Raw genomic sequence first — 24,000 nt, forward strand, 5'->3', positions numbered from 1 at the left:
TTAAATGTTCTTATTTATTTTCGTATTGCTTCAACAAAGCGGCAAGCTCATCGTCCACGGCGCTTTTCTTATCCAGCTCTTTGAACTCCTCATCCAACGATTTTTCCTTAGAAGACATTTCGTTGCTCGCTTCGGCACGTGCTTCTGCTTGCAGCATTTTTTCCTCCATACGCTTCAATCCGGCAGTTGCCGTATCAGAGCTAAAACCGTTCATAGCTTTGTTAATTTCAGTTTGCGCTTTAGCTGCGTTATAACGGGCAACCAGTGTCTCGCGCTTGTTTTTCATTTCTGTCAGCTGTCTGCGCATTTCATCCAGCTTGCCACGCAGGTTATCGGCTGCAGCTTTGTTCTGTTCGTAACCAGCTTTGAACTCGTTCATTTTTTGTTCAGCAGATTTCTTTTCTTCCAGCGCGCGACGGGCCAGATCTACATTTTGTGCTTTTGCAGCGGTATGTGCCTGTTCTTCGCGTTTCTTTACCAAAGCAGCCTGTTCTTCGTATTGCTGTTTGAATCTCTTTTCAATAGCAATTTGAGCGGCTACCGCTTTCTCTGCATCTTCCAGGTCCTCTTGCATATCACGAATGTATTGGTCCGTCATTTTAACTGGATCTTCTGCCTTGTCAATAATGGCGTTAATGTTGGACATCGTAAGATCTCTTAATCGTTTGAAAATAGACATGTGAAGTTCCTCCTAGAGTTGAATGCTTAAATTTTAAGCTCTGTACACATGTTTACGCAAGCTTTGCAAAGAGGGTTTCAAAAATTATCTAAAAGCCGCGCAAGTAAGGCTCTGGGATGTCGGCCTGTACTTTTAGCTCCCGCGATGCATGCAACGCCCAATAGGGATCACGCAGCATGGCGCGGCCTATTGCTACCAGATCAGCTTCTTTTTGCTGAACAACCCGACGGGCGTCCTCATAATCATCCAGTAATCCAACAGCAATTACAGGTACATTCAGCTTTTCACGGACGGTATGAGCTAAATCCACCTGATAGCCAGCACGCGCAGACGGCCCTCCGCCAGAACCAATTGGACCCTCGCCACCAGAAGAGATATGGAAAATGTCCACACCTGCATCACGATATCGTTCCCCTACACCTGTTATGTATTCCACATTATATCCATCCTCGACGTATTCTTTGGCAGATATCCGCATAAGCACAGGCATATCAGCAGGAAGAACCTCTTTAACAGCATGTATGACCTCAACACCGAACAGTGACAGATCCTGGCCATATTCATCTTCTCTCGTATTTGTTAAAGGCGAATGAAATTGATGGATCAGATAGCCGTGAGCGCCATGTATCTCAACCGTATCAAAACCGGCTTCCACCGCGCGGCGCGCGCCTTCTTTGTATGCCTGAACCAGTTCCCTGACTTCTGCTGTCTTTAAGGCGTGCGGCTTTTTAAGGCGTTCGCTAAAAGGAATCGAAGAAGGACCCACAGGTTGCTCAGCATCTTCGGCCTTGCGTCCAGCGTGGCCTAGTTGAATGCCAATTTTGGCACCATACTTGTGAACTTCCTCTACAATCTTACGATATGCAGGAATATGTTCGTCACTCCAAATACCTAAATCACGATCCGTAATACGTCCATCAGGATGAACCGCTGTCATTTCCACAATAATAAGTCCAGTACCTCCTACTGCTCGGCTCACATAATGGACATGATGCCAATCCGTCGGATTTCCATCCTCGGCCTCCACACTGAATTGGCACATCGGGGGCATAACAATCCGATTTTTTAAAGAAAGCCCCTTTAATTGATAAGGAGTAAACAAGTCGGTCACTTTTATCCTTCCTTCCTTCAATTCCATGTCTGTATAATTATGAATTGCAACCCCATTATACACCAGCTGTCACGGGATACCGAATCCGTTGTAAGTCTAAAACTTGCGAAAATGCTCTTGTTTTCGGTCATGTTTAAGAGAATATGTACGTTTAGCTCCATCATCTTCATTGATAATCATTTCATCGCGAACTTCTTTCCAGACGTTTATGAGCCTAACTTTGTAACCAGCATATTTTTAATAGGACAGGTACATAATAGTCGAGAGCACCACTAGGTACCACTGCACGAAAAGGGGGGATACATATGCCGTACAGGGGAGTGTTGCCATGCTTGGCACTGTTACTAGCATTTTCAAGTTTACCCGTTCACGCGGATGCGCCTCCCAATATCGGAACGCCCCATCCCAAAGAAGCAGCTGTTGCTTCTTCTGTACATCTGAGTACAGATCGAGCTACTCCTACATTAGCAATGTTGCGTAAAAAACATGCGGACATTTTTAAAATGTGCGGCCCACACACCCGCCAAATTGCCTTAACCTTTGATGATGTGCCCGATTCTAGGTATACGCCGCAGGTTTTGGACGTATTACACGCCAACGGCATCAAAGCCACCTTTTTCATCGTCGGTCACCGTGCGGAAAAGCATCCGGGGATTATACGTCGTATTATCCGTGAAGGCCATGCTATAGGAAACCATTCCTATACTCATCCGGATTTTAGGAAGGCTACACCAGAACGCTTTCGCAACCAGATTACAAAAACAGAACGTATTTTACAAGCCAGCGCAGGTTTTCGCCCCAAGTTGATTCGTCCACCCTACGGTGAAATTACAGAGCCTCAAATAAAGTGGGCACGTCGTCATGGCTACATGATTGTCAACTGGAATGTAGACTCTCTCGACTGGAAGGGACTAAGTAAAACACAAATTCAGCGAAATGTGATTCCAGCTACAGGGCCTGGCTCTATTATTTTAATGCACGCTGGTGGAGGTCAAAGTTCCAACTTGCAAGGCACTGTCCAAGCTTTGCCGGGTCTAATTCACTCTCTAAAAGCTAAGGGCTACAAATTTGTGACAGTCCCCCGGCTACTCCACACATCGGAACGAAAATAACAGTATGTTTATAATTGAGGTCCAAGCTAAAGCAACGTAAAAAGGCTGTCTTACCAGCAGAAGTATTCTGCTCGTCAAGACAGCCTTTTTACGGATAGGACCTGATAAGAGTCCGACCTAGATATATACGGATATAGGCGTTATGTTTACATAATATATATTATGTTTAATTAAACTGTATATACGTACAATGCTATTTATCAATAACGTACAGCTTCACATTTTGAAATCCAAAGTCGTTCACAAATGATTTGTTGCCTGGAATAAAGATATCAATCCGCTTTCCTGTAATGGCGCTGCCCTGATCGCGAGCGACAGCTACAAAAGAATGATCCGGCAAACCTGGATGGGAGTAGCCTGTAACCAGTACTTTCGTGCCCATCGGAATGACGTTAGGATCTACCGCAATTGTACCTAGTTTAAGCGGATTGCCGTAGTAGTCCACTGCGCCCCATTTACCATTCTCATCGGCTGCGGCAGAATACGCTGAAGCCTTAACGTCAACTATTTTGCTATAGTTGAATGTTTTACCCCAAGCTTCAATCGTTGGCGCCTCATTCGCTGCTGCTTTCTCCGTAAGAAGCTGCGGCTTCGATTCCGAAGCTGCCTTTACACTTTTTTCGCCAGGCACCTTAATTTGCAGACCTGCATATATATTGTTGGAGGCAATGTTTGGGTTGGCCTTTGTTAGCTCGTCTACCGATACTCCATAACGTTGAGCAAGCAAAAAGAAGGTATCGCCCTCTTTGGCAGTGTGAAGCGAGGCAGCATCCGCTATTCCAGCTGTCTGTGCCAGCCCTGCAATAGCTGCGGCAAGCACCGCAATTTTCATCGTTTTACCAATATGTTTTAAATGTTTCAAAATATGTACCTCCTCTGTTATGCCTGCGAAGTTAGCTGTCGGATTCGGACTCAGGAGAAGCCCTATGCATGTGCAATTCACCCCTAGGCATATTCCTCATCGTCTTATGACGTATCGGAATGGCTGCCGTTGTTACGTCCCCCGCACTTCCCATAGTTTGGGCCAGCATTTCAGCACTTGTCTAACCGCATGCTGTCCCGGTAAGTTTTGGCTTACTGCATAATATCACAATTTTGTAACCTTATCCGCATGAAAATGTTGGGAACCCTGAACATCATACTACACTCGTTACAATTTTGTCATCAAGAAATCGATATTTGTTACGAAAGTATGGGGAAATGGTGACAAAAAAAGAAGAGCCCTCCGTCAACGGAGAGCTCTTTTATGATTAGATCAACACTTTCTTACAATACTTTGGCAAGAAAATCACGAGTGCGATCATGGCTTGGAGTGCCAAATACCTGGTCTGGTGCACCCTGCTCCACAATTTGACCGTTATCCATAAAGATAATTCGATCGCCTACCTCGCGGGCAAAGCCCATTTCATGCGTTACAATTACCATTGTCATACCGCCTTCGGCGAGCTTCTTCATTACATCCAGAACCTCTCCAACCATTTCAGGGTCCAATGCAGAAGTCGGCTCATCGAACAGCATTACGTGCGGCTGCATGGCCAAAGCACGCGCAATCGCAATACGTTGCTTCTGACCACCGGATAGCTGGTTCGGATAGGTATTCTTCTTATCCTCGAGCCCCACGGTACGCAGGAGTTCTAATGCAATTTTTTCCGCTTCCTTACCTGACTGTTTTCTAACCTGCGTCGGTGCAAGCGTCAGGTTCTGCAACACTGTTTTGTGTGGGAACAGATTAAAATGCTGGAACACCATCCCCATTTTTTCCCGGGTTACATTAATATTATGACCACGAGCTGTAATCGGCTCGCCCTCAAATAAAATCTCCCCATCCGTCGGCTGTTCTAACAGATTCATACAACGCAAAAACGTACTCTTCCCCGAACCGCTGGGACCGATGATAACGACAACTTCTCCTTTGGCGATATCTATATCAATGCCTTTTAAAATCTCATTCTTGCCGAACGATTTACGCAATTGTTTAACGGTGATCACTGGCTCTCAACTTCCTTTCCCATAAACCAAGCAGCTTAGACAAGCTGAATGTCATTACAAAATAAATAGCGGCTGTGATTATGAACGGACTTAATCCTTCATAGGTAATATTCTTAATGACCTGGGCTTGATACATAATATCCACCATACCAATAGTCGAAATAATGGAGGATTCTTTAATAATTGTAATAAACTCATTACCGATAGCAGGCAAAATAGATTTAAACGCTTGCGGCAAAATGACGTGACGCATAGCTTTGCCTCGTCCCATACCCAATGAGCGTGCAGCCTCCATCTGTCCACGGTCTACTGCCTGGATACCTGCACGGAAAATTTCAGCCAGATATGCCGAGCTATTCAGAGACAATGTGATTATACCGGACTGGAGTGGAGTAAAATTGACACCCAGCGTCAAAGCAATCCCGTAGTGAATGATCATGAGCTGCACCAGCATAGGTGTGCCACGCAGGATCTCCACATATGTGGTACCTAACCACTCAATGATGCGTATACCACTCATCCGCAGCAAGGATACGATCAGACCAATGATAAATCCAAACAGTACTCCGAGTGCAGACAGCAACAGAGTGTAACCAATACCCGTAGCGTAAAGACTGCGGTATTTCCAAAAAATATCTACGATGTTATTAGAAGAAACCTGTCGATCTGCCGAGAGTGCACTCGCTTCTGTAGAAAACTTTTCAATCGACCCGTCCGCTTTCAGGCGAGCCAACGTTTTATTTACAGAGGCAAGCAATTCTGCGTTCCCCTTACGTATACCTACAGCAGTTTCTGCTCCGGCATCCTCAGGTACCGCTTTGGCAAGTGTTACGGTGCCATCTAACGTGTACCCTTTAGCAACCGTATCTTCGATCACAACAGCGTTGATACGCTGGGTCCGCAGCTGGAGTACCAGATCGGATATTTTGTCCAGTGAGGTTACAGAGGCATTGGGTACTTTTTGAGCAATTTCTTCCTGAATACTTCCCTTTTGCGCGCCAATCTTCTCGCCTTTCAAAGCAGCCATCGTAGGATATTTGTCTTTATCCTCTGGGCGTACCATAATGACTTGCTTGGAGCGATAATATACATCTGAAAAATCAATGCTTTTTCTACGCTCATCCGTCGGTGTCATACCGGACAGTACCAAGTCTACGCGACCACTTTGCAGAGCAGGTAGCAAAGAGTCAAAACTCATGTCCTCAGGGACCATCTCCGCACCCAAATCTTTGGCGATTTCCTTCGCGATTTCCACATCGAATCCAACAATAGTATCCTTACCGTTAATAACTTTATGAAACTCATACGGCGGAAAGTCGGCACTCATGCCCACTACAAGTTTTTTCTGTGGCTTTGCTTCCGTTCCGTATGCATTGAGCATGGGAAGACCCGTCAACAGCAAGATAACCGCCGTCAAAACCAGGGCGGTAAAACGATATGCCTTTTTCAATCTTTTTTTCTCTCCTTAAATTCTTTATAATAAATAAGATTGTGTCATTATAAATGAATATGCATGATTATGCAATGAATGTTATAGTACAATTTCAGCATACCTAGCGCAGTACCTACATTACAGCTTATATAAAGGAGTTTTCAGCATGGATTTTAAACAGACCATTCAAAAGACAATTGAGCAGCATGCCCCACGCTTTAAGGACATTTCGTTATATATTGGGGCAAATCCTGAACTTGGAAACGAGGAATTTCTGGCCGCTGCCCGTTTAAAAGAAGAACTCATTTTTCACGGTTTTGAGGTCCAGGCACCCGTTTTGGGCATAGAAACAGCCTTTATTGCAACTTACAAAGCTGAAAAATCCGGACCGATTGTCGCTTTTCTGGCAGAATATGACGCTCTGAAAGGTTTAGGACACGCCTGTGGGCACCATCTGATATGCATGATGAGTACCGGTGCTGCCGTTGGCCTCAAGTCGATCATCGACGAAACTGGTGGAGAAGTACGGGTATACGGCACACCTGCCGAAGAAACTCGTGGTGCTAAGGTCCCTATGGCCGCTGCCGGTTTGTTTGATGATTGCGACATAGCACTTATGACGCATCCTTATGATCGTTACGAAAAATCAGGCAAATCGCTGGCGATTGATGCTGTACAATTCGAATTTTTTGGTCAATCCGCTCACGCGGCTGCCAGCCCGCACGAAGGCATTAACGCGCTGGACGCTGTGATTCAAACGTTCAATGGCATCAATGCGTTCCGTCAACAAGTAAAAAGTACAGTGCGTATCCATGGGATCATTAATCAGGGTGGGCAAGCAGCCAATATTATTCCTGATTACGCCTCAGCCCAATTTTATGTAAGGGCCGCTACACGTCAAGAACTGAACCCGCTGACTCGCCGTGTTATTCAAATTGCTGAAGGAGCTGCTTTACAGGCCGGGTGTCGTTTGGAGACCTCCAATTATGAGACTTCTTATGATGAAATGGTCACGAACCGTGTACTTTCCGATGCGTTTACCGCAAATTTGGTGCAGGCTGGCATTTCGCAAGAAGATATAACGGAAGGCGAAGATCATGGCTCCATGGATATCGGAAATGTATCGCTTCATTGCCCTGCTATCCATCCTTACATTCAAGTTATTGACGAGAAGCATGCCTTGCATACACCAGAATTCCGCGATTTGGCGATGCAGGACCGAGCCATGGAAGGAATGCTGCTGGCTGCGAGAACTTTGGCATGGACTGCTTGCGATGTAATCACGAATCCTGAACTGCTAGCCCAGATAAAAAAAGAATTCGCTCTGCTGAATAACGAACGCTAAATCTTAATTCCGTGTTATTTCAGAAAGGAGTAGCCAGCCATGGATAGTATGAGTAGCTTTTGGACGTTGTTTATTGTGATAGACCTCATCATTTTTTGGTTTATATTCCGTGCAATACGCAGGAACCGGGGAAACAGAAAAACACGGCGCCGGAATGCTTTTTTCCTCAGCTCCCCTTCTCCTTCTTCCCTTACGCAGGAGCGTCATCCAGAGATTACGGAGCTGATGCAGCTATTGGAGCAATCCATTCCCGTCTCCTATGCTCATAGCGTAAGGAATCGTGTAATGGAAGCCCACCCAGAGATTACGGAGCAAGAATATGATTGGCGTTGGCATGAGCTAAAACGATATTTTATGCTATGCGCGATTATGAATCGTGTGCCTATGTTCAGTAGTGATGTGGATGAATTATGGCACGAAATGTTGATGTTTACCCGCGAATATCAGCAATTCTCGGAAGCTTTTTTTGGTCGTATGCTTCACCATGCGCCCCATTCTGGCGGCTCTCAGCCGATGCCGGAGGAGCGTGCGTGGTTTGATTGGTTGTATGTGGAATGCTTTGGCTGGAACCGCTATAGCGCCAGTTTGTGGGGGACTTTTTTTAATCATCCATTACCGAACGACGAGCTTTCACACTATTACAAACTCACAACTCCAGCAGGTAACCGTTGGAATACTCAGGAGAATATAGCCATTTCACAGCAAGCCCAACAAGCGGTTCATAAGATTGTACAACATCTGCGCGAGCGGGTGAATAAAGCGGTGGATGATCCTGAGGGTAAGCAATTGCCTAAGGTCAACTATTTACAGGTCGACTATTTGTTATTAGCTGTTGTGTGGTACTCATGGTATCAACCTGAACAATTTGCCATACACATGCACCCGGATGCTACAGGCAATGCCGGATTAGCTAGCTCATCTGGTTGTAGCTCGGCAAGCGGCTGCTCGAACTGGGATACGCATCACTCGCATCATCATTCCTCCCATGACAGTTCTCATCATGGAGGCTCTTCTCACCATGATTCAGGCGATTCTGGTAGCCATTCTTCGTGTAGCAGCGGCTCTTCATGTGGAAGCAGCTGTGGTGGCGGGGGCGACTGATCATAGCAAAAAAGGGAATTCCTCAGCCAAACACTGGCTAAAGGGATTCCCTTTTTCATTAATATGAATATGGTGTTCCTACTCCGCTCAGTCCGTCTTTGTGAGCAAATGGTAAATATCCATATACGCTTCGGCTGAAACATCCCAACTATATTCTCCTGCGAAAGCCGTCTGTGTAAGCTTCGACCAATGCTCAGATTGGCGATAAAAATGAACAGCACGACGAATGGTGTTCAGCATATCATGTGCATTGTAGTTCGTGAAGCTAAATCCATTTCCTTCCCCTGTAGACTCATTGTAAGCCTGCACGGTATCGTTAAGGCCCCCAGTTTCTCGCACAATAGGGATACTTCCATAACGAAGCGCTAGCAGTTGGCTGATCCCGCAAGGCTCAAACCTTGATGGCATAAGATACATATCGCTTGCCGCATATATTTTTCGTGACAGAGGTTCGCTAAAAGCAAGCTGCGCCGACATTTTCAGTGGATAGCGTCCCGCTGCCTCACGGAACCAATGCTCAAAAGCCGGATCCCCTGTTCCCAAAACGACAAACTGGATATCATCATAATACAAAATTTCATCAAGCACTCTCGTTACCAGATCTAGCCCCTTCATATCTACAAGTCGGGTTACCATGGCAACCATAGGTACGTCCGGCCGTACCGGCAGACCCAGCTCCTTTTGCAGACCAATTTTGTTTTCCTTTTTCTTTGTCAGACTCGTTCGGTACTTCGTATAAATACGATTGTCCGTAGCAGGATTATAGCTTTTGGTGTCAATTCCGTTCACAATCCCTGTTAAGCGACCCTGATCTCCCAATTTACGAAGCAGACCCTCAAGCCCATATCCGTAAAATTCCGTTTGAATCTCCTCTGCATAGGTTGGACTCACGGTCGTGACATGATCCGAGTACGTAAGCCCACCTTTCATAAAATTCAGTCTGCCATGATACTCCACACCCTCGGAGGTGAAATAGCTCCCATCCAGGTTGAGCAGCTCAGTTAAGACCTCATACGGAAAATCCCCCTGATACAGCAGATTATGTATCGTAAACACCGTGCGAATATCGCTGTAGAAGGGTAAATGTCGATAATCGGCATTCAGAAGTAACGGAACCATCGCCGTATGCCAATCATGACAATGCAAAATATTCGGCTGAAAGTTCAGTTCAGGCAGCACTTCTAAAATCGCCCGGTTAAAAAAAGAAAAGCGTTCGCCATCATCCATATAACCGTAAATACCGTCACGACCGAAGTAATACTCATTGTCTATAAAATAAACCTTGATTCCGTCTAATGTCAGTTCCTCTATTCCACAATATTGATTACGCCAGCCTACGGCTACTTGCTTTACTGCTACCGGACGTAGAGAATTTTTATAAGTATCGGGAATCCCCGCATATTTAGGCAAAATGATTCGGACGTCGCACCCCGCCTGACGAAGTGCCTTCGGCAGTGCGCCAATGACATCAGCCAACCCGCCTGTTTTAATAAATGGATGTGCTTCTGCTGCCGCAAACAAAATGTTCATATATGCTTCCTCCTTATGTGGTTAATCTGCTTTTTTAGGCCTCCGAGGCGCTTTCTTGAGTATAACGATGCTCAGGGGTGGTATGGTCACCTCCAAGCTGTGAAGCTGACCGTGGCAAGGAATACGGGCGGTCCGTATCATTCCGGTATTTAGCTGGCCACTTCCCCCAAAGTCCTTATGATCACTGTTCAGCAGTTCGATATAACTCCCGGCCTTTTCCAGCCCAATTCGGTAGTTCTCTCTCGGTACGGGCTGAAAGTTAATAAGCACGACCAATGTATCTCCTGGCTTTTTACTTTTACGTAAATACGTAATTACGCTCTGCCCACGGTCCTCCGCCTCAATCCACTGATATCCATCCCACGAATGATCCAGTTCCCATAGTGCCTTTTCCTGAATATACAAATGATTCAGCGCTTTCGTAAAAGCGTGCAGCGAACGGTGACTGTCATAATCCAGCAGAAACCAGTCAAGCTGCTCCTCATCCTTCCATTCGATGAATTGGCCGAATTCCCCTCCCATAAATAATAGCTTTTTGCCCGGCGAAGTGAGTTGGTAACCGAGAAGCGCTCGAAGCCCGGCAAATTTTTGCTCATAGCTACCCGGCATTTTATCAAGCAGCGACTTCTTACCATGAACAACCTCATCGTGCGACAACGGCAGTGTAAAATTTTCGCTGTACGCATAAGCTATGGGGAATGTCAGCAAATTATGGCGCTCCGGCCTCTGATCGAAATTCGTTTCGATATAATCAAGCGTATCGTTCATCCAGCCCATATTCCATTTGTAATTAAAACCGAGTCCTCCATCGCTTACCGGGGAAGTTACCATAGGCCAGGCACTGGACTCCTCTGCCATCATCAGAGCATACGGATAATAGCGGAATACTGTTTCATTCAGTTGTTGAAGGAAGGCAATAGCCTCCTCATTTTCAATACCTCCCTTAGAGTTAAAACGATATTGACCGTCCTGCTTTTCAAAATCCAGCCGTAGCATACTCGTCACAGCATCTACCCGCAGGCCGTCAATATGGTACATATCCATCCAAAATAACGCATTAGATATCAGGAAAGAACGCACCTCCGGTTTGCTGTAATCAAACGTCAGCGTTCCCCAGCCGGGCTTTTCCGCAATCAGCGGATCCGCATATTCGAACAGGGGCGATCCGTCAAACATCCTTAATCCATGAGCATCTTTTGCAAAATGGGCTGGGACCCAATCCATCAGCACTCCAATTCCCGCCTGATGGCAACGATCCACCAAATACATAAAATCATGCGGTTCTCCATAACGGCTTGTGAGTGCAAAATATCCAGTAAGTTGGTAGCCCCAGGAAAGATCATACGGATGTTCACTCAGCGGCATCAGCTCAATATGTGTATACCCCATATCAGCCACATAAGGCACAAGAAGCTCAGCTATTTCCCTGTATGTATAAAACGTACCATCTTCTTTTTGCTTCCAAGTGCCCAGATGAAGCTCATATATGTGTAGAGGCTTTCCATACGGTGCTCTACGTTTTCGGCGCCAAATCGCATCGTTCCAAGTATAACCATCTATAGAAGCTACCACAGAAGCCGTTGCCGGTCTCACTTCAGCACGTACCGCATAAGGGTCTGCTTTCAGAAATCGTTCACCGTTTGCACCCGTAATGTCGTATTTGTAAAAAGTTCCTTGGGATATCCCCGGAAAAAAACGACTCCAAAAACCGGATTTGGGAACCCTATATAAGGAATCCTGTTCCCCATTCCAGTTGTTGCGATCTGTAGCAAGCCCGACATGGAGAGCATGAGGAGCCCAGACCGTAAAGCGGACGCCCTGTTCTCCGTTCTCCACAGTAAGGTGGGAACCCAAAGATCGGTAGCTGTGATAAAGCGTTCCTTCATGAAACAAATAAATATCTTCCGATGAAATAGCCTGTTGCGGAAGAGTTTGGTCTGTCATCACGTCACCACCCTTATATGTTTGTAAGTAAAAATGTATGAATCAGTAATGCATTCGCTTTTGGGTCAAAGCTGACTTGAGTTATTACCCCATTCTAGCCACAATGAACAGAAAAATGACTAGGAAAAAAATAAACCTTAGTTTTTGGGGAATCTTATATACCTAATGGTTTCAAGAGTACCCCATACCGTTTATGTATGTACTACACTGACAACTAAACCGGGAGGGAAACGAAATGTTTAATAAAGAATGCATTGCCATGCTGCTGGCAGGCGGAGAGGGACGCCGTCTTGCTCCCCTTACTTCAACGATTGCAAAACCCGCCGTACCTTTTGGCGGTCATTACCGAATCATCGATTTTCCTCTCAGTAACTGCGTAAATTCAGACATTGATACTGTAGGTGTACTGACGCAATATGAGGCAGAATCCTTGCACGAACATATCGGGGATGGAACACCATGGGGTCTTACAAAAACAGATGACAAAGGAATTACCCTGCTTCCATCTTACAACACAGGTAACGCTGAATACTTAGGAACGGCAGATGCTATTCATAAGAATATTGAATATATTGACAGCCAAAATCCGGAGCATGTGCTTATTTTATCCGGTGATCATATCTACTATATGAATTATCGCGAAATGCTGAACCACCATAAGGAAAAAGGAGCTGCGGCTACCATTTCTGTCATGGAGGTACCTTGGGATGAAGCACACCGTTTTGGTGTTATGAGTGCGGATGAAGATCTACGTGTCACAGAATTTGCAGAGAAACCTGAGAAACCGGAAAGTAATTTGGCCTCTATGGGTATTTATCTTTTCAAATGGGATTACTTGAGAAACTACCTGTTAGAAGACGCACAGGATGCTCAATCCAGTCATGATTTTGGTAAAGATATCATACCTAAAATGTTAGCGGATCAAGAATCCTTGTACGTTTATGAATTCCAGGGCTATTGGAAGGACGTAGGTACCGTTAAAAGCCTATGGGATTCACACATGGATTTGTTACACGAGAATTGTGCGATCGACCTTCAACGTAAGGATTGGCCGATGTATACACGTGAACGCCGCACAAGGTTGAGCGCACAAAAGGTACCTAACCGTCAAACGCAACCATTGGGCAGCTTGTTGCATGATTCCTGTCAAGTAGAGGGCCGAATTGAACGCTCCGTTGTATTTAGTGGTGTCGAGGTAGGTAAAGGATCAGCCATCAAAGAAAGTATCGTTATGCCGGACACACGCATTGGACGTAACGTGCATATTGAACATGCGATTATCGGTGAAGGTGCTGTGATTCGCGATGGTGCTGTCATTAAAGGCAGTCCGGGCGAAATTATGGTCATCGGACCCAATGAAGTGGTATTTGGTAAAATGGCGGTACGGCCGCAAACTACACGTATGCTGAAAGAAGCTTACGAGCGCAATACACGCTTGCGTGCCGAAGGTTTTACTTCATAACGTTACCCCCAATCAAAAACAGCCAGCCCTCCCGATTTGAGAGGACTGGCTGTTTTTCTAATTGCACCTATAAGTAGGCTTTAAATCTATTCTTCAGTGAGTTGTGGTGGTTCCACGGATTGTTCTGCTTGCAGAGCAGGTAATGAAACTGTAATAGTGGTGCCCGCCCCCAGTTCACTTCTGATGAGCATCTGACCATGATGGCGCTCGACAAACTGTTGTGAGATTGCCAATCCCAGTCCAGTACCACCGTTTTGGTGGTCTACCTGGAAAAAGCGGTCTCTTACTCTGGCAAGATTTTCAGCACTAATTCCAATTCCTGTATCTTGTACGGATATCTCGATATTGCCATCAACCCGTTGAAGCGACAGAAAAATAATTGAGCTTTCATGCGAAAACTTGATAGCATTATCCACAATGTTCAAAAATACCTGTTTTAGACGGTTACCGTCTCCATGGACGAAATATGCCGCTTCTTCCGAATCAAGCTGAAGTTTTATTTGCTTCATTTCTGCTTTGGCCCATACGTTCAGCATAATTTCCTGCAAAAGCTCCCGGAGATCTACCGTTCCCATTACAAGCTTCATGGCATTTTGCTCCAGCTTGGAAAAATCGAGAATTTCCTCCACCAAGCCAATCAGCCGATCCGTCTCTTTAGAGATAATCTTCATCCCGATTTTCGTCTCTTCGGGGTCATAGCCGCCAGAATTTAACGTTTCACTCCAACCCTTAATAGATGTAAGCGGAGTACGCAATTCATGAGATATAGATGAAATAAAATCATCCTTGATTTGATTTGTTCTGACAATTTCCTGTGCCATATAGTTCAGAGTCGAAGCCAGTTCACCCAACTCATACCGATAATCGCCTTCAATGCGTGTATCAAACCTCCCCTGAGCCATCTGAGCAGATACATCGCGGATATTATTAATCGGTCTAACAATGGAATTCGCGAGCCCTGTACTGACCACAAATACAATAACCAGTACAGCTGCCATGATGCCAAGAGAAAACAGCGTAATCGTAAACAGCTTATCATTTACCAATTCCAGCGAGGTTGTATACCGAATAACGTACACCTGGTCTCCGACGATATTGTCCAGTTTTTGAGATACCGCCATCACCTGCTGTCCCGTGCTCGGTTGCTTTCCGATCCATTTGCCCGTATCTCCAGCTAATGCTTGTGTCACATCACTTGTTTGCACACTTAGATCTGCTGCAAAATTCGTCGAGTTATCAATTACATTTCCCTGTTCATCGAGCAACTGCAGTTCAGTAAAGGGCAGAGAAAATGTATTTAACAAATACGATTGCAAAGACTGTTCCGGCTCTTTAAATTTGGGTGCAAATTCACTTACCGATTCGATACGGCTTTCGATATGTTTGTAAATGGAATCGTAATAGTACGACCGGAGTGCAAACATAAAAATGACTTCTACTAACAGAAGCGCTAAGAACACTACGAAAAAATAGTGAAGCACAATCTGTCGGCGAATTCCCTTTTTGATCATTGAGACTGACCTTTCCATTTATATCCATGTCCCCAAACTGTTTGTAAAAAAGCTGGCTCGGATGGATTGTTTTCAATTTTCTGCCGAAGACGTCGGATATTCACATCTACAATTTTCGGATCGCCCATATACTCTTTGCCCCATACGTGATCAAGTAGAACATCTCGGCTGAGCGGCGTGTTCTCTTTTTCCAGAAAAAATTGAATCAGGGAAAACTCAGTCGGTGTCAGCTCAATCAGCTGCCCGTTCTTCTTAAATTGCTTAGCAATCAAATCTAGGGTGAACGGTCCAGACTGGAAGGACACTTTGGCTGCTGTTTCACGATGAACATTCACCCGACGCAATAACGATTGAATACGTGCAATCAGCTCCGTTGGGCTAAAAGGCTTGCTCACATGATCATCGGCCCCTACAGACAAGGCATAAACCTTATCCTGCTCCTGTACCTTCGCTGTGAGAAAGATAATGCCGATGCGCTCATTCGTCTCCCGGATTCTCCGACAGACTTCAAAACCATCCATACCGGGCACCATTACGTCAAGCAGTGCAATATCAATATCCCGCACCGTGTTCAAAATATTCAGAGCCTCATGCCCTTCCGACGCCTCCAGCACCTCAAAACCGTTACGTTTCAAATTAATGACGATAAAGCTGCGAATGGATTCCTCGTCTTCCATGATTAAAACTTTGCTCACTCTACTCTACCTGCCTTTCCCCCAGCTTGTTTTTAATGGTTTTACGCGGTTCCAGCTCACTGGATCGCTTAATGCCAATGACCTGCGCATTCGTTCGCCACAGTTGGCTATACCCTTCGTTGTTTCGCTCCCATTGTGACAACGAGAAAAATTTAATTTCCGCTATCGTTTTGTCTGTATCATCCAAAATAAAGCGCAAATAGCTGTCCTTTTTCGAAACTTTCGGATCAATCGTCACCTTACCATGCAGCTCTTTCGGTAATCTGAAGTAGACCTGTTCATTAGAATCACGATACTGCTGCTGCTTAAAAATCGTTCCTTTCGCCCCGTCCCACTGATAGAACGACACAAAATATGGAACCTCATCCAGCGGCTTGTTACTCCAACCTTTAGGCTTCTCCAAATTACCAAATTCCAGAATACCGTCACCATCCACATCACCACTGGCGATGGTCGCATCCTTGAAGGTGACATCCATAAGATTAAGCTTCCTGAGCTTGCCGTGATCCATCACAATAACATTGGAAACGGTAGTGGTCTGAGCAATTTTGGTGTCTATAATAATCCCCTGCCTACCCTCGGCTACCTTGCCAGCAACGACATTATAGACATCTAAGACCTGACTGTCCAAATCCAACGATCCGATTTCCTTAAAGGTTCCCCCACTGAATTGGAATGTTTTAACTGTAAAGAATTCATTACGTCGCAGCGTGATAATCGTCAAATCATTCAATTTATCCCCGTTTAAGTCCATCTTGTTATGGTTAAAATCATCTACGACGAAGTCCGTATAACCTGTAGCATATATTTTCTCCAGAGTTCCTCCGGTATAGGAATACACGATGAGTCCCTTCTGGTCCCCGCCATCGCCACTATCTCCGCTGGAAAAACCCGCTACAATATCGAGTGTTCCATCATTCGTTAAATCCACGAGCTTAAATGACTCCAGCACAGTGCCTTCCCCATCAAACGTCAGCTTCTTTACCCACGTTCCGCCCTGATCTTCAAACAAGGCACCATGTATTTTTACGCTCTCATCTGGCGTTTCATAAAAGAGCACTGCTTCGTCTGTGCCATCATTGTTCAAATCACCCGTTCGAATTGGCGTCGGGTCATCTGGATCATTCGGCCTTAAAGGCTGTACCGCCCCTAGTTGCGTATTCACTGCACCATTCAGTTCCTGCTTCTCGTCAGACATCGTCGGTGTCTCCATCAGCGAAATGGGATCGCTAATAACATTACAGCCGCTTAAAAATCCAGCAAGGAGCAGCAAGGAACAGCAGCCAGTCACCATTCTCAACAGCATTATTTTCACTTCTCTTGCCGTCCCCTTCACAATTTGTTCTTTTCCGCTTGTGTCAATCGTCTTCCCTGAATATCAAACACCAATTCACCATCATTCAACCCCCATATACGGGAAGCAAAGCGTTCAGCCATTTCCAGCGGCAATACAGTCATGATCGTCACCCGCTCGTCAGAACACAGCTTGCGAAAAGTCTCCAATACATGCGCTGCCGAAGCTGGATCAAGTCCATTTACAGGCTCATCAGCTAAAATAACTTTAGCTCCGTGCACGAGAGCACGCGCAGTCGCTACCCGCTGCCGCTCGCCACCGCTGAGCTTGTCGCATTTATCATGCGCCTTATCCAGCAGACCCAGATCCTCCAGTACGTCCATCGCTCCCATATAATCGTCGGAACGCACCATACCGGTCACCATTCTCCACATTGGAGTTTGACCGGATCTGCCAATGAGCACATTTTTAAGAGCGGTTCGATTCATATTTAGATGCGGGTTTTGCTCCAGGTATGCCCATTCCCGCTTTATTTTCATCTTGCCAGTCCAACCGGATTTCAGCACATCATTGCCACCTACAATTAAACTGCCTTCATCCCATGGCTCTTGTAAAGCAAGACAGCGAAGCAGCGTCGTTTTGCCGCTTCCACTTGGCCCCACTATGGCTATGAATTCGCCTTGATGAATTTCAGCATCAATTCCTCGAAGTAGCTGGGTCCGTTCAGGTCCCACTTGTTTGGTCAGCTTCCGAATTTTAATCATCTAAGTGATTCCCCTTTGCGCACCATCAATACTGTTTATATTTTATAGTAAATGTGAAACAAATACCATGCAAACCGCAGTTTTAAACCGCCGTTACTCTTTTTCTGGAAAACAAACCTAACAATCCGAAAACAATGTAACTACCACCAAGGACAAGAAACATGCTGCCTTGAGTTCCAAAGTCCAGCAACCCCCCGCTAATATTAGGTCCGATCACACTTCCCAGATTAAAATGAAAGGATGCCAGTACATTCGCGGCTGCTAAAAATGATTTGGGCAACAGATCAGCGGCGTAGGCCAAACCGAGGGAGAAAAAGGAGCCTACTAAACCACCTGCTAGGGTCAGCAATATCAAAGTGAACATAAAATGATTGCCGCTCCATGGTAGCAACATAAAGGTCATTCCCCCTGCTATGCCTACGCTCATTAGCACCTTTTTACGTCCCCAACGGTCACTCAATATCCCTAGCGGCAGCTGCAGCACTAACCCTCCCAAACTGACGAACGGCAGCAAGGCGGCGATTTCATCGGTATGAAAGCCAATACGCAGGCCATAGACTGGAAAGTTACTGTTCAGGCTCGCTTCCATATAGCCATATAGAAATGCAGGCAAAAGAGCGTACCATGCCCAGCTGTAGCTGCGACGAAATCTTTGAGTGGGACGCGCCTCGGACTCCAGCTTCTCTGGTCTGGAGTCCGGCAGCTTAATTAACACCAACAACAAAACAAGCAAGCACAATAAGGCCAACGCAGCAAATGGAACCAGCATTCCATAATCGAGTAGCCATAATCCCAATGGTCCTAATGCAAAACCCAGACCGTAAGACATACCATAAAAGGAAATGTTTCGCCCTCGCTTCTCTGCTGGAGTCACCAGCAATATCCATAGCTGCGCAGAGTAGTGCAATGCACTGTCACCAATACCTACTAGCAGACGCAGTATGAACCATACCCGAATATCAGGGATTAGCGGAAACAGCAGCAGCGTAATGAGCACTAGCACAAGCCCACCGGCCATCAGCTTTTTAAACCCTAACCAGCCCAATGTCCGTTCTGCCACCAACGTCATTGCGAATGAACCAATATACAGAGCAGCCGCATTCATTCCATTTAGTGAAGATGAAACTCCCATTTGTTCCAACGAGATAGACAAAATAGGTAATAATAAACCTTGGCATAATCCGGCAACAATAATAACAGCAATTAAAATAAAATAATGAACCCGTAACGACGACGACATCCTAGCTCCTCCTGATCTAACAAATAAAATAATTAAAAATCAATATTATGAAATGATTTGCATTTGATTCCATAATCAATAATAATTCTTATCACTATGTATTCCATGCCGTCCTGCCAAACCGGCAAATCACATACAAATTCAGGTGTAATTTGCGTATTAAAGAAGAGAAGAAAAAAATCGCCATCTGAGATGACGATTTTACGGAAAGAGCTTGTCTGGTATGTATCTGACTCCCTTCGGTTAAGGAGCCTCGTATGTTCAATCCGAACCCATTCACGTCACAACGCACTATTTCATATTATAGTGGACAATCCCTGGCAGAACAAGCCATAATAAATAAATGAGCAATTATTAAAATGCTCATGTTTTGCTTATGGACGGGCTTAATTACGTTCACCGCTCTGGGCTAGAAGACAGAATAGGAGGCATTGGGTTCCATGAGTTATCAAATTAAAATAGACACTTCTCCAATTTATGAATTGCTCGGCAGCTTCATGGCCTATGTGACTAAAAAGTGGGTTCAAGATATGGACTTGGGCCATGAATGGATCGACAAGGTAGATGCACGACTACAACATGAAGTTCGTACTGAGCTGGCTACAGCTCAGGATTGCCCTTTTAGCGATTATGACGCACTCTATGCTTGGGCGTTACTTCGTCCGGAATCAGATGAAATATCTGATTATATCTCTTATTTGGACCACGGTCCGGATAAAGATATGTTTGAGTTGCTCGTTCCGCATATCCCTTTTTTAACCTTTGAAGAATCTTTACGCATTCGTAAGGTATACGCACCACTCCTCAAATTGTGGGATCGTGATTATTTTCGGGCCCTGGAAGGCGAACTGCGTGTGTTGGCAGAAGAAGACGCTGCGGAAAAGCGCATGCTGCTGAGTAAAATGGAACCGGAAGCACTGGTTGAATATGCGACAGCTGGACTAGTCGTGCCACACATGGAAGACCTGGATACAGTAGTCCTATTTCCAGTTGTCCATAATCGCCCGATTAATTCATACTGTTTTTATACCCGCACACTGCTGATCCAGTATCCAGTAGATATCCCCGAGGAGAGCGAGGAAGAACCGCCTACGCTTCTGCTACGGCTCACTCGTGCGGTTAATGATCCGCAGCGGCTACGAATTCTGCGTTATGTAGCTCAAGGTCCTAAGTCTCTCGAAGATATGCGCCATGATTTGAGCCGTTTGGAAGATACACTCATGTCTGATATGATGATTTTACGAGTGGCTGGTCTGCTTCGTATTCACATCGGACGTTATCATAAGGAAAAATTCAGCATCCGTCCCGATGGCGCGGCTGATTTACAAGTATTTTTGGAATCCTATATTGGATTGTAATTTGAATTGTACTTTTAGTTATAACCGAAGCAGCGTTAAAGCTTTGGCTTGGAAGGAGTATGCATCATGTCGTATCCGAAGCAGCACATTTTATTTGATCTTGATGACACCTTAGTCCACTGCAACAAGTATTTTGACCTGATCCTCAACCACTTTTTCGATTTGCTTCAGGAATGGTTTGCAACTCATAACCTAACGAAAAATACGATTCGTGAAAAACAAATCGAAATTGATGTGGCTGGAGTTCATCAAGTAGGCTTTGCCAGCGAGCATTTCCCACAATCTTTGATAGATACGTACCAATTTTTCTCAGAACAATTCGGACGCCGTCTCGATTCTCGGGAAGAGCAGGAGCTTCGCTCTCTTGGCCGAAGTGTGTACGAACAGGAAATCGAACCGTATCCAGGCATGGTCGAAACGCTGAACTCCCTCCAAAAAGCAGGGCATTCCCTCCATCTGTATACTGGCGGTGAGCAGATCATTCAAGAAAGAAAGATTGAACAAATGAAACTGGCTACCTACTTTGATGACCGCATCTACATTCGTCAGCATAAAAATGTCGAAGCCTTAGAAGAAATCATCCAAATGAATCGCTTGGACCGAAACATCACTTGGATGATCGGGAATTCTCTGCGCACTGATGTATCTCCAGCCCTTGCCGCAGGTATTCACGCTGTCTATCTCAAGCAGCCTAAGGAATGGATTTACAATATGGTTGAACTGCAAAAAAACGTAAACTCCGTGATGTATACGATACAGAAGCTAACGGAAGTACCACGGGTTATCCACGAAAGCATACAATTGCACCAACAAAAAAGGACCCTCGGATAGGGTCCCTTTTTTGTATTTAAAATGTTATTCAACCTTTGATTCAGCCAAAATAGTGGTCTAAACCCTGTCTCAGGATTCCTCTCGAACGCTAAGTTGTCCTGTACCAGGTTTATTCAGAACAATTCGCGCTTTGACGGTCGATCCATCTTTACGCTTAAAAGACAACAATTGCGTCTGTCCCTTCGTCAACAAGGACTTGAGCATCGTTTCGGTAATCTGCTTTCCAGCATATTCCTTCCAGACGACAAAGCCACAACCCTGCTTGTAGTGGCTGCACCCATACCCTTTACGGCCTTCAATAATGCTTCCGCCGCAATTAGAGCGTGGGCAGCTACCTAAAGCTTGCCTTTGGCTTCCTGAAATGCCTGAGGATCCGTCGGAAGAGCTGCGTGCTGGTGGTGCTGCTTGCTCTAGCGTTGCGCTTCCAGCGCTGCCACCGCGTCCTGATGTAGCACGGCCCACCCCTTTGGCGGCGGTGCGTCCGCTCGCACGCGCACTACGTGCGCCTTCTTTTCCAACCGCACGCTTCCCCCTTGCTTCCTCACCAAAGGCATTTGCCGGAGCCGGCGGCTGCTGCCTCACCTTATCAATGATGGACAACGTAAATCTTTTAACGTTCTCCATAAACTTCTCTTGAGCCGCCTCACCCTTGGAAATTTGATGTAGGCGACGTTCCCATTGACCTGTCATCTCCGGGGAGGCTAATAGATCAACCCCGGCATGACGGATCAGGTCAATAGCCATCTTTCCTTTTTCCGTAATAAGAATCTTTTTACCCTTCATTTCAATATAGCCAACTTTTTTCAATCGTTCAATTGTGGCGGCCCGCGTGGCAGGTGTGCCTAAACCGGCATCCTTCATGACCTCACGCAATTCCTCATTCTCCATCTGTTTACCCGCGCTTTCCATCGCCTTAAGCAATGTACCCTCCGTGTAGCTTTTAGGGGGCTGAGTCGACTTTTCTTTCATCTCGGCGCGAACACAATCCACGGGACGCCCCGCATCAATCTCAAACTTCTTGTCCGTCCACTCGTCCGTTTCCTCTTCATCTTCTTTTTTCGGTGATTTGCTCTTTTTACCTTTATCCTGATCAACCTTACTTAAAACTACTTTCCACCCCAAGGAAAGAAGCTCTTTAATATTTGTTTTAAACAGATGCTTGTCCACCTGTGTCATTACGGTATGCATTTTGTATTCAGCAGGCGGAAAAAAATGCGACAAAAACCTGCGAATAACCAGGTCATATACATTTTGCTCTTCTTTGCTTAGTGTTCCTGGCCTTTTTAACGTCGGCAAAATAGCATGGTGATCCTCAACACGAGATGGATTGCAGACCGATTTATTCTGTTTATGAACCAAATTGGGGTTGGCTTGTTGGACCAGATCAGCATAAGGACCTGTCCCCAGCATCCGTAGTGCCTTGTGCATGCCGTCTATATTTTGCTCTGTCACATAGTTAGAATTGGTACGCGGATAGGAAATGACCTTGTGGCGCTCATAAAGCGCTTGTGCCACATCCAGTGTTTTTTTGGCCGAATAACCGTACTTGGCATTCGCCTCGCGTTGAAGCAGCGTTAAATCGTACAATTTAAAAGGATACTCTTTTGTCTGCTTGGTGTCATATTTGGTGATTTTACCTATTTTTCCGCGAACAGCCGCAGCGATTTCCTCAGCTTCCTCTGGCTTCGTCAGCCTATCCCCCTGCCACACACCTTTGTACTTGATCTGATCTTGCTTAAATTCTGCCCACACGTCATAGAAGGTTTGAGACTGAAATGCCTCAATTTCTTTTTCCCGGTCATGAATCAGTGCCAGCACGGGAGTCTGCACCCGTCCTACCGACAGCAGTGTGTTATGTCGTGTTGTGAACGCTCTGGAAGCGTTCATGCCGATCAGCCAGTCCGCTTCACTTCGTGCCCGCGCAGCTTGAGTCAGAAATTCAAACTCCGAAGCATCTCGCAATCGTTCAAAGCCTGTCGCAATACTTTCCGCTGTCAAGTCTGAAATCCACAGTCGCTTAACTGGCTGACGCAACTTTAATTGCTGTTGGATCAACGCAAAAATATATTGCCCTTCCCGTCCAGCATCACAAGCATTTACGATGGCATCACAGCGTTTGGCCAGTTCACCAATCATTTTCAGCTGATCTTTTGTTTTCGGATTCGGTACAATTTTGAACTGCTCAGGGATAATAGGAAGATCCTTAATATTCCATCGCTTGTACTTAGCATCGTATGCATCCGGCTCAGCCAAACCCAGTAAATGCCCGATCGCCCAGGTTACAATGTATTTCTCCCCTTCCAAATAGGTACGGTTATTTTTAGCCCGCGGCTCCATAACAGCGGCAATCGTCCGTCCCATATCCGGTTTCTCAGCAATAATCAACGTCTTCATTCATACTCCATTCCTTCCTGACGGCCTTCTGTTTCTCCTCCATGAATCATACATATACATGGATATTAATGAAAACACAGGTATCCCGGCCTCATGCAAAAGGAGCCTTCTCTCGACGAAAGCTCCTTTGTAAATTCATTTAGTCAAACGCTTCAACAATATACGTGTATTATACCATAGATACCATGGTTCTCTCAGGTCATGATTT

The 24,000-nt window shown here is 45.5% G+C and carries 19 protein-coding genes and 1 riboswitch; of the genes, 6 read left to right on the plus strand and 13 right to left on the minus strand.

Annotated elements, in window-relative coordinates:
• Positions 1 to 10 precede the first annotated feature (10 nt).
• A complete protein-coding gene (locus MKY35_RS13510; protein WP_010348252.1) occupies positions 11 to 679 on the minus strand; it encodes a PspA/IM30 family protein in 669 nt (222 codons plus the stop codon).
• A gap of 88 nt (positions 680 to 767) precedes the next feature.
• Positions 768 to 1,790, minus strand: a complete 1,023-nt coding sequence (locus MKY35_RS13515) for an NADH:flavin oxidoreductase/NADH oxidase (RefSeq protein ID WP_039273262.1) — start codon at positions 1,788 to 1,790, stop codon at positions 768 to 770.
• 305 nt (positions 1,791 to 2,095) lie between these two features.
• Between MKY35_RS13515 and MKY35_RS13520 the strand changes: the two genes are divergently transcribed.
• The gene (locus MKY35_RS13520) at positions 2,096 to 2,902 is read left to right on the plus strand and encodes a polysaccharide deacetylase family protein (protein WP_342443974.1); all 807 of its coding nucleotides are present in this window, start codon (positions 2,096 to 2,098) and stop codon (positions 2,900 to 2,902) included.
• 193 nt (positions 2,903 to 3,095) lie between these two features.
• Here the strand turns inward: MKY35_RS13520 and MKY35_RS13525 are convergent, their stop codons facing one another.
• The 3 genes from MKY35_RS13525 to MKY35_RS13535 form a co-directional block, all read right to left on the minus strand.
• Complete coding sequence (locus tag MKY35_RS13525; RefSeq protein ID WP_342443975.1) at positions 3,096 to 3,764, minus strand: 3D domain-containing protein; 669 nt, start codon at positions 3,762 to 3,764, stop codon at positions 3,096 to 3,098.
• 5 nt (positions 3,765 to 3,769) lie between these two features.
• A riboswitch (cyclic di-AMP (ydaO/yuaA leader) is annotated at positions 3,770 to 3,938 on the minus strand.
• Positions 3,939 to 4,168: 230 nt separating this feature from the next.
• Positions 4,169 to 4,891 carry an amino acid ABC transporter ATP-binding protein gene (locus MKY35_RS13530; protein ID WP_029517461.1) on the minus strand — a complete coding sequence of 241 codons (723 nt, stop codon included), beginning with the start codon at positions 4,889 to 4,891 and terminating at the stop codon, positions 4,169 to 4,171.
• Positions 4,878 to 6,341, minus strand: coding sequence for an ABC transporter substrate-binding protein/permease (locus MKY35_RS13535; RefSeq protein ID WP_322252732.1), 1,464 nt, complete (start codon positions 6,339 to 6,341; stop codon positions 4,878 to 4,880). Before MKY35_RS13535 ends, MKY35_RS13530 begins: the two co-directional genes overlap by 14 nt.
• A 148-nt stretch (positions 6,342 to 6,489) precedes the next feature.
• Here MKY35_RS13535 and MKY35_RS13540 point away from each other — a divergent pair, with 148 nt between their 5' ends.
• Both MKY35_RS13540 and MKY35_RS13545 read left to right on the plus strand, forming a co-directional pair.
• Positions 6,490 to 7,668, plus strand: a complete 1,179-nt coding sequence (locus MKY35_RS13540) for a M20 family metallopeptidase (RefSeq protein ID WP_039273268.1) — start codon at positions 6,490 to 6,492, stop codon at positions 7,666 to 7,668.
• A 39-nt stretch (positions 7,669 to 7,707) separates the two neighbouring features.
• Entirely contained in the window at positions 7,708 to 8,769 is a 1,062-nt protein-coding gene (locus tag MKY35_RS13545; RefSeq protein ID WP_342443976.1) for a hypothetical protein, read from the plus strand.
• Between the two features lie 87 nt (positions 8,770 to 8,856).
• Here MKY35_RS13545 and glgA read toward each other — a convergent pair whose 3' ends face one another.
• Both glgA and glgB read right to left on the minus strand, forming a co-directional pair.
• Positions 8,857 to 10,299: a glycogen synthase GlgA gene (gene glgA, locus MKY35_RS13550; RefSeq protein ID WP_342443977.1), complete on the minus strand. Its 1,443-nt coding sequence runs from the start codon at positions 10,297 to 10,299 to the stop codon at positions 8,857 to 8,859.
• Positions 10,300 to 10,320: 21 nt separating this feature from the next.
• Entirely contained in the window at positions 10,321 to 12,243 is a 1,923-nt protein-coding gene (gene glgB, locus MKY35_RS13555; protein ID WP_342443978.1) for a 1,4-alpha-glucan branching protein GlgB, read from the minus strand.
• A 235-nt stretch (positions 12,244 to 12,478) separates the two neighbouring features.
• On the opposite strand from glgB, the gene MKY35_RS13560 reads away from it, so the two are divergent.
• The gene (locus MKY35_RS13560; protein WP_029517455.1) at positions 12,479 to 13,705 is read left to right on the plus strand and encodes a glucose-1-phosphate adenylyltransferase; all 1,227 of its coding nucleotides are present in this window, start codon (positions 12,479 to 12,481) and stop codon (positions 13,703 to 13,705) included.
• 86 nt (positions 13,706 to 13,791) lie between these two features.
• On the opposite strand, the gene MKY35_RS13565 is transcribed toward MKY35_RS13560, so the two are convergent.
• The 5 genes from MKY35_RS13565 to MKY35_RS13585 all read right to left on the minus strand — a co-directional run bounded on the left by MKY35_RS13565 (position 13,792) and on the right by MKY35_RS13585 (position 19,209).
• Complete coding sequence (locus tag MKY35_RS13565; protein ID WP_029517454.1) at positions 13,792 to 15,216, minus strand: HAMP domain-containing sensor histidine kinase; 1,425 nt, start codon at positions 15,214 to 15,216, stop codon at positions 13,792 to 13,794.
• Positions 15,213 to 15,911, minus strand: a complete 699-nt coding sequence (locus MKY35_RS13570; protein ID WP_007432526.1) for a response regulator transcription factor — start codon at positions 15,909 to 15,911, stop codon at positions 15,213 to 15,215. The genes MKY35_RS13565 and MKY35_RS13570 overlap by 4 nt, the downstream gene beginning before the upstream one ends.
• A gap of 1 nt (position 15,912) precedes the next feature.
• Positions 15,913 to 17,247 carry a hypothetical protein gene (locus tag MKY35_RS13575; protein WP_342443979.1) on the minus strand — a complete coding sequence of 445 codons (1,335 nt, stop codon included), beginning with the start codon at positions 17,245 to 17,247 and terminating at the stop codon, positions 15,913 to 15,915.
• Positions 17,244 to 17,969 carry an ATP-binding cassette domain-containing protein gene (locus MKY35_RS13580; RefSeq protein WP_029517452.1) on the minus strand — a complete coding sequence of 242 codons (726 nt, stop codon included), beginning with the start codon at positions 17,967 to 17,969 and terminating at the stop codon, positions 17,244 to 17,246. The genes MKY35_RS13575 and MKY35_RS13580 overlap by 4 nt, the downstream gene beginning before the upstream one ends.
• A gap of 82 nt (positions 17,970 to 18,051) precedes the next feature.
• Entirely contained in the window at positions 18,052 to 19,209 is a 1,158-nt protein-coding gene (locus MKY35_RS13585) for an MFS transporter (RefSeq protein ID WP_069011733.1), read from the minus strand.
• Between the two features lie 440 nt (positions 19,210 to 19,649).
• Here MKY35_RS13585 and MKY35_RS13590 point away from each other — a divergent pair, with 440 nt between their 5' ends.
• Entirely contained in the window at positions 19,650 to 20,567 is a 918-nt protein-coding gene (locus MKY35_RS13590) for a hypothetical protein (protein WP_023988964.1), read from the plus strand.
• Positions 20,568 to 20,633: 66 nt separating this feature from the next.
• Entirely contained in the window at positions 20,634 to 21,398 is a 765-nt protein-coding gene (locus MKY35_RS13595; protein WP_342443980.1) for an HAD family hydrolase, read from the plus strand.
• Between the two features lie 69 nt (positions 21,399 to 21,467).
• Here the strand turns inward: MKY35_RS13595 and MKY35_RS13600 are convergent, their stop codons facing one another.
• Positions 21,468 to 23,792 (minus strand): DNA topoisomerase 3, encoded by a 2,325-nt coding sequence (locus tag MKY35_RS13600; RefSeq protein WP_342443981.1) that lies wholly within the window; start codon positions 23,790 to 23,792, stop codon positions 21,468 to 21,470.
• Positions 23,793 to 24,000 lie beyond the last annotated feature (208 nt).

It is taken from the genome of Paenibacillus sp. FSL L8-0638, from assembly GCF_038593075.1.
In the GTDB taxonomy this organism is placed as follows: Bacteria; Bacillota; Bacilli; order Paenibacillales; family Paenibacillaceae; genus Paenibacillus; species Paenibacillus polymyxa_D.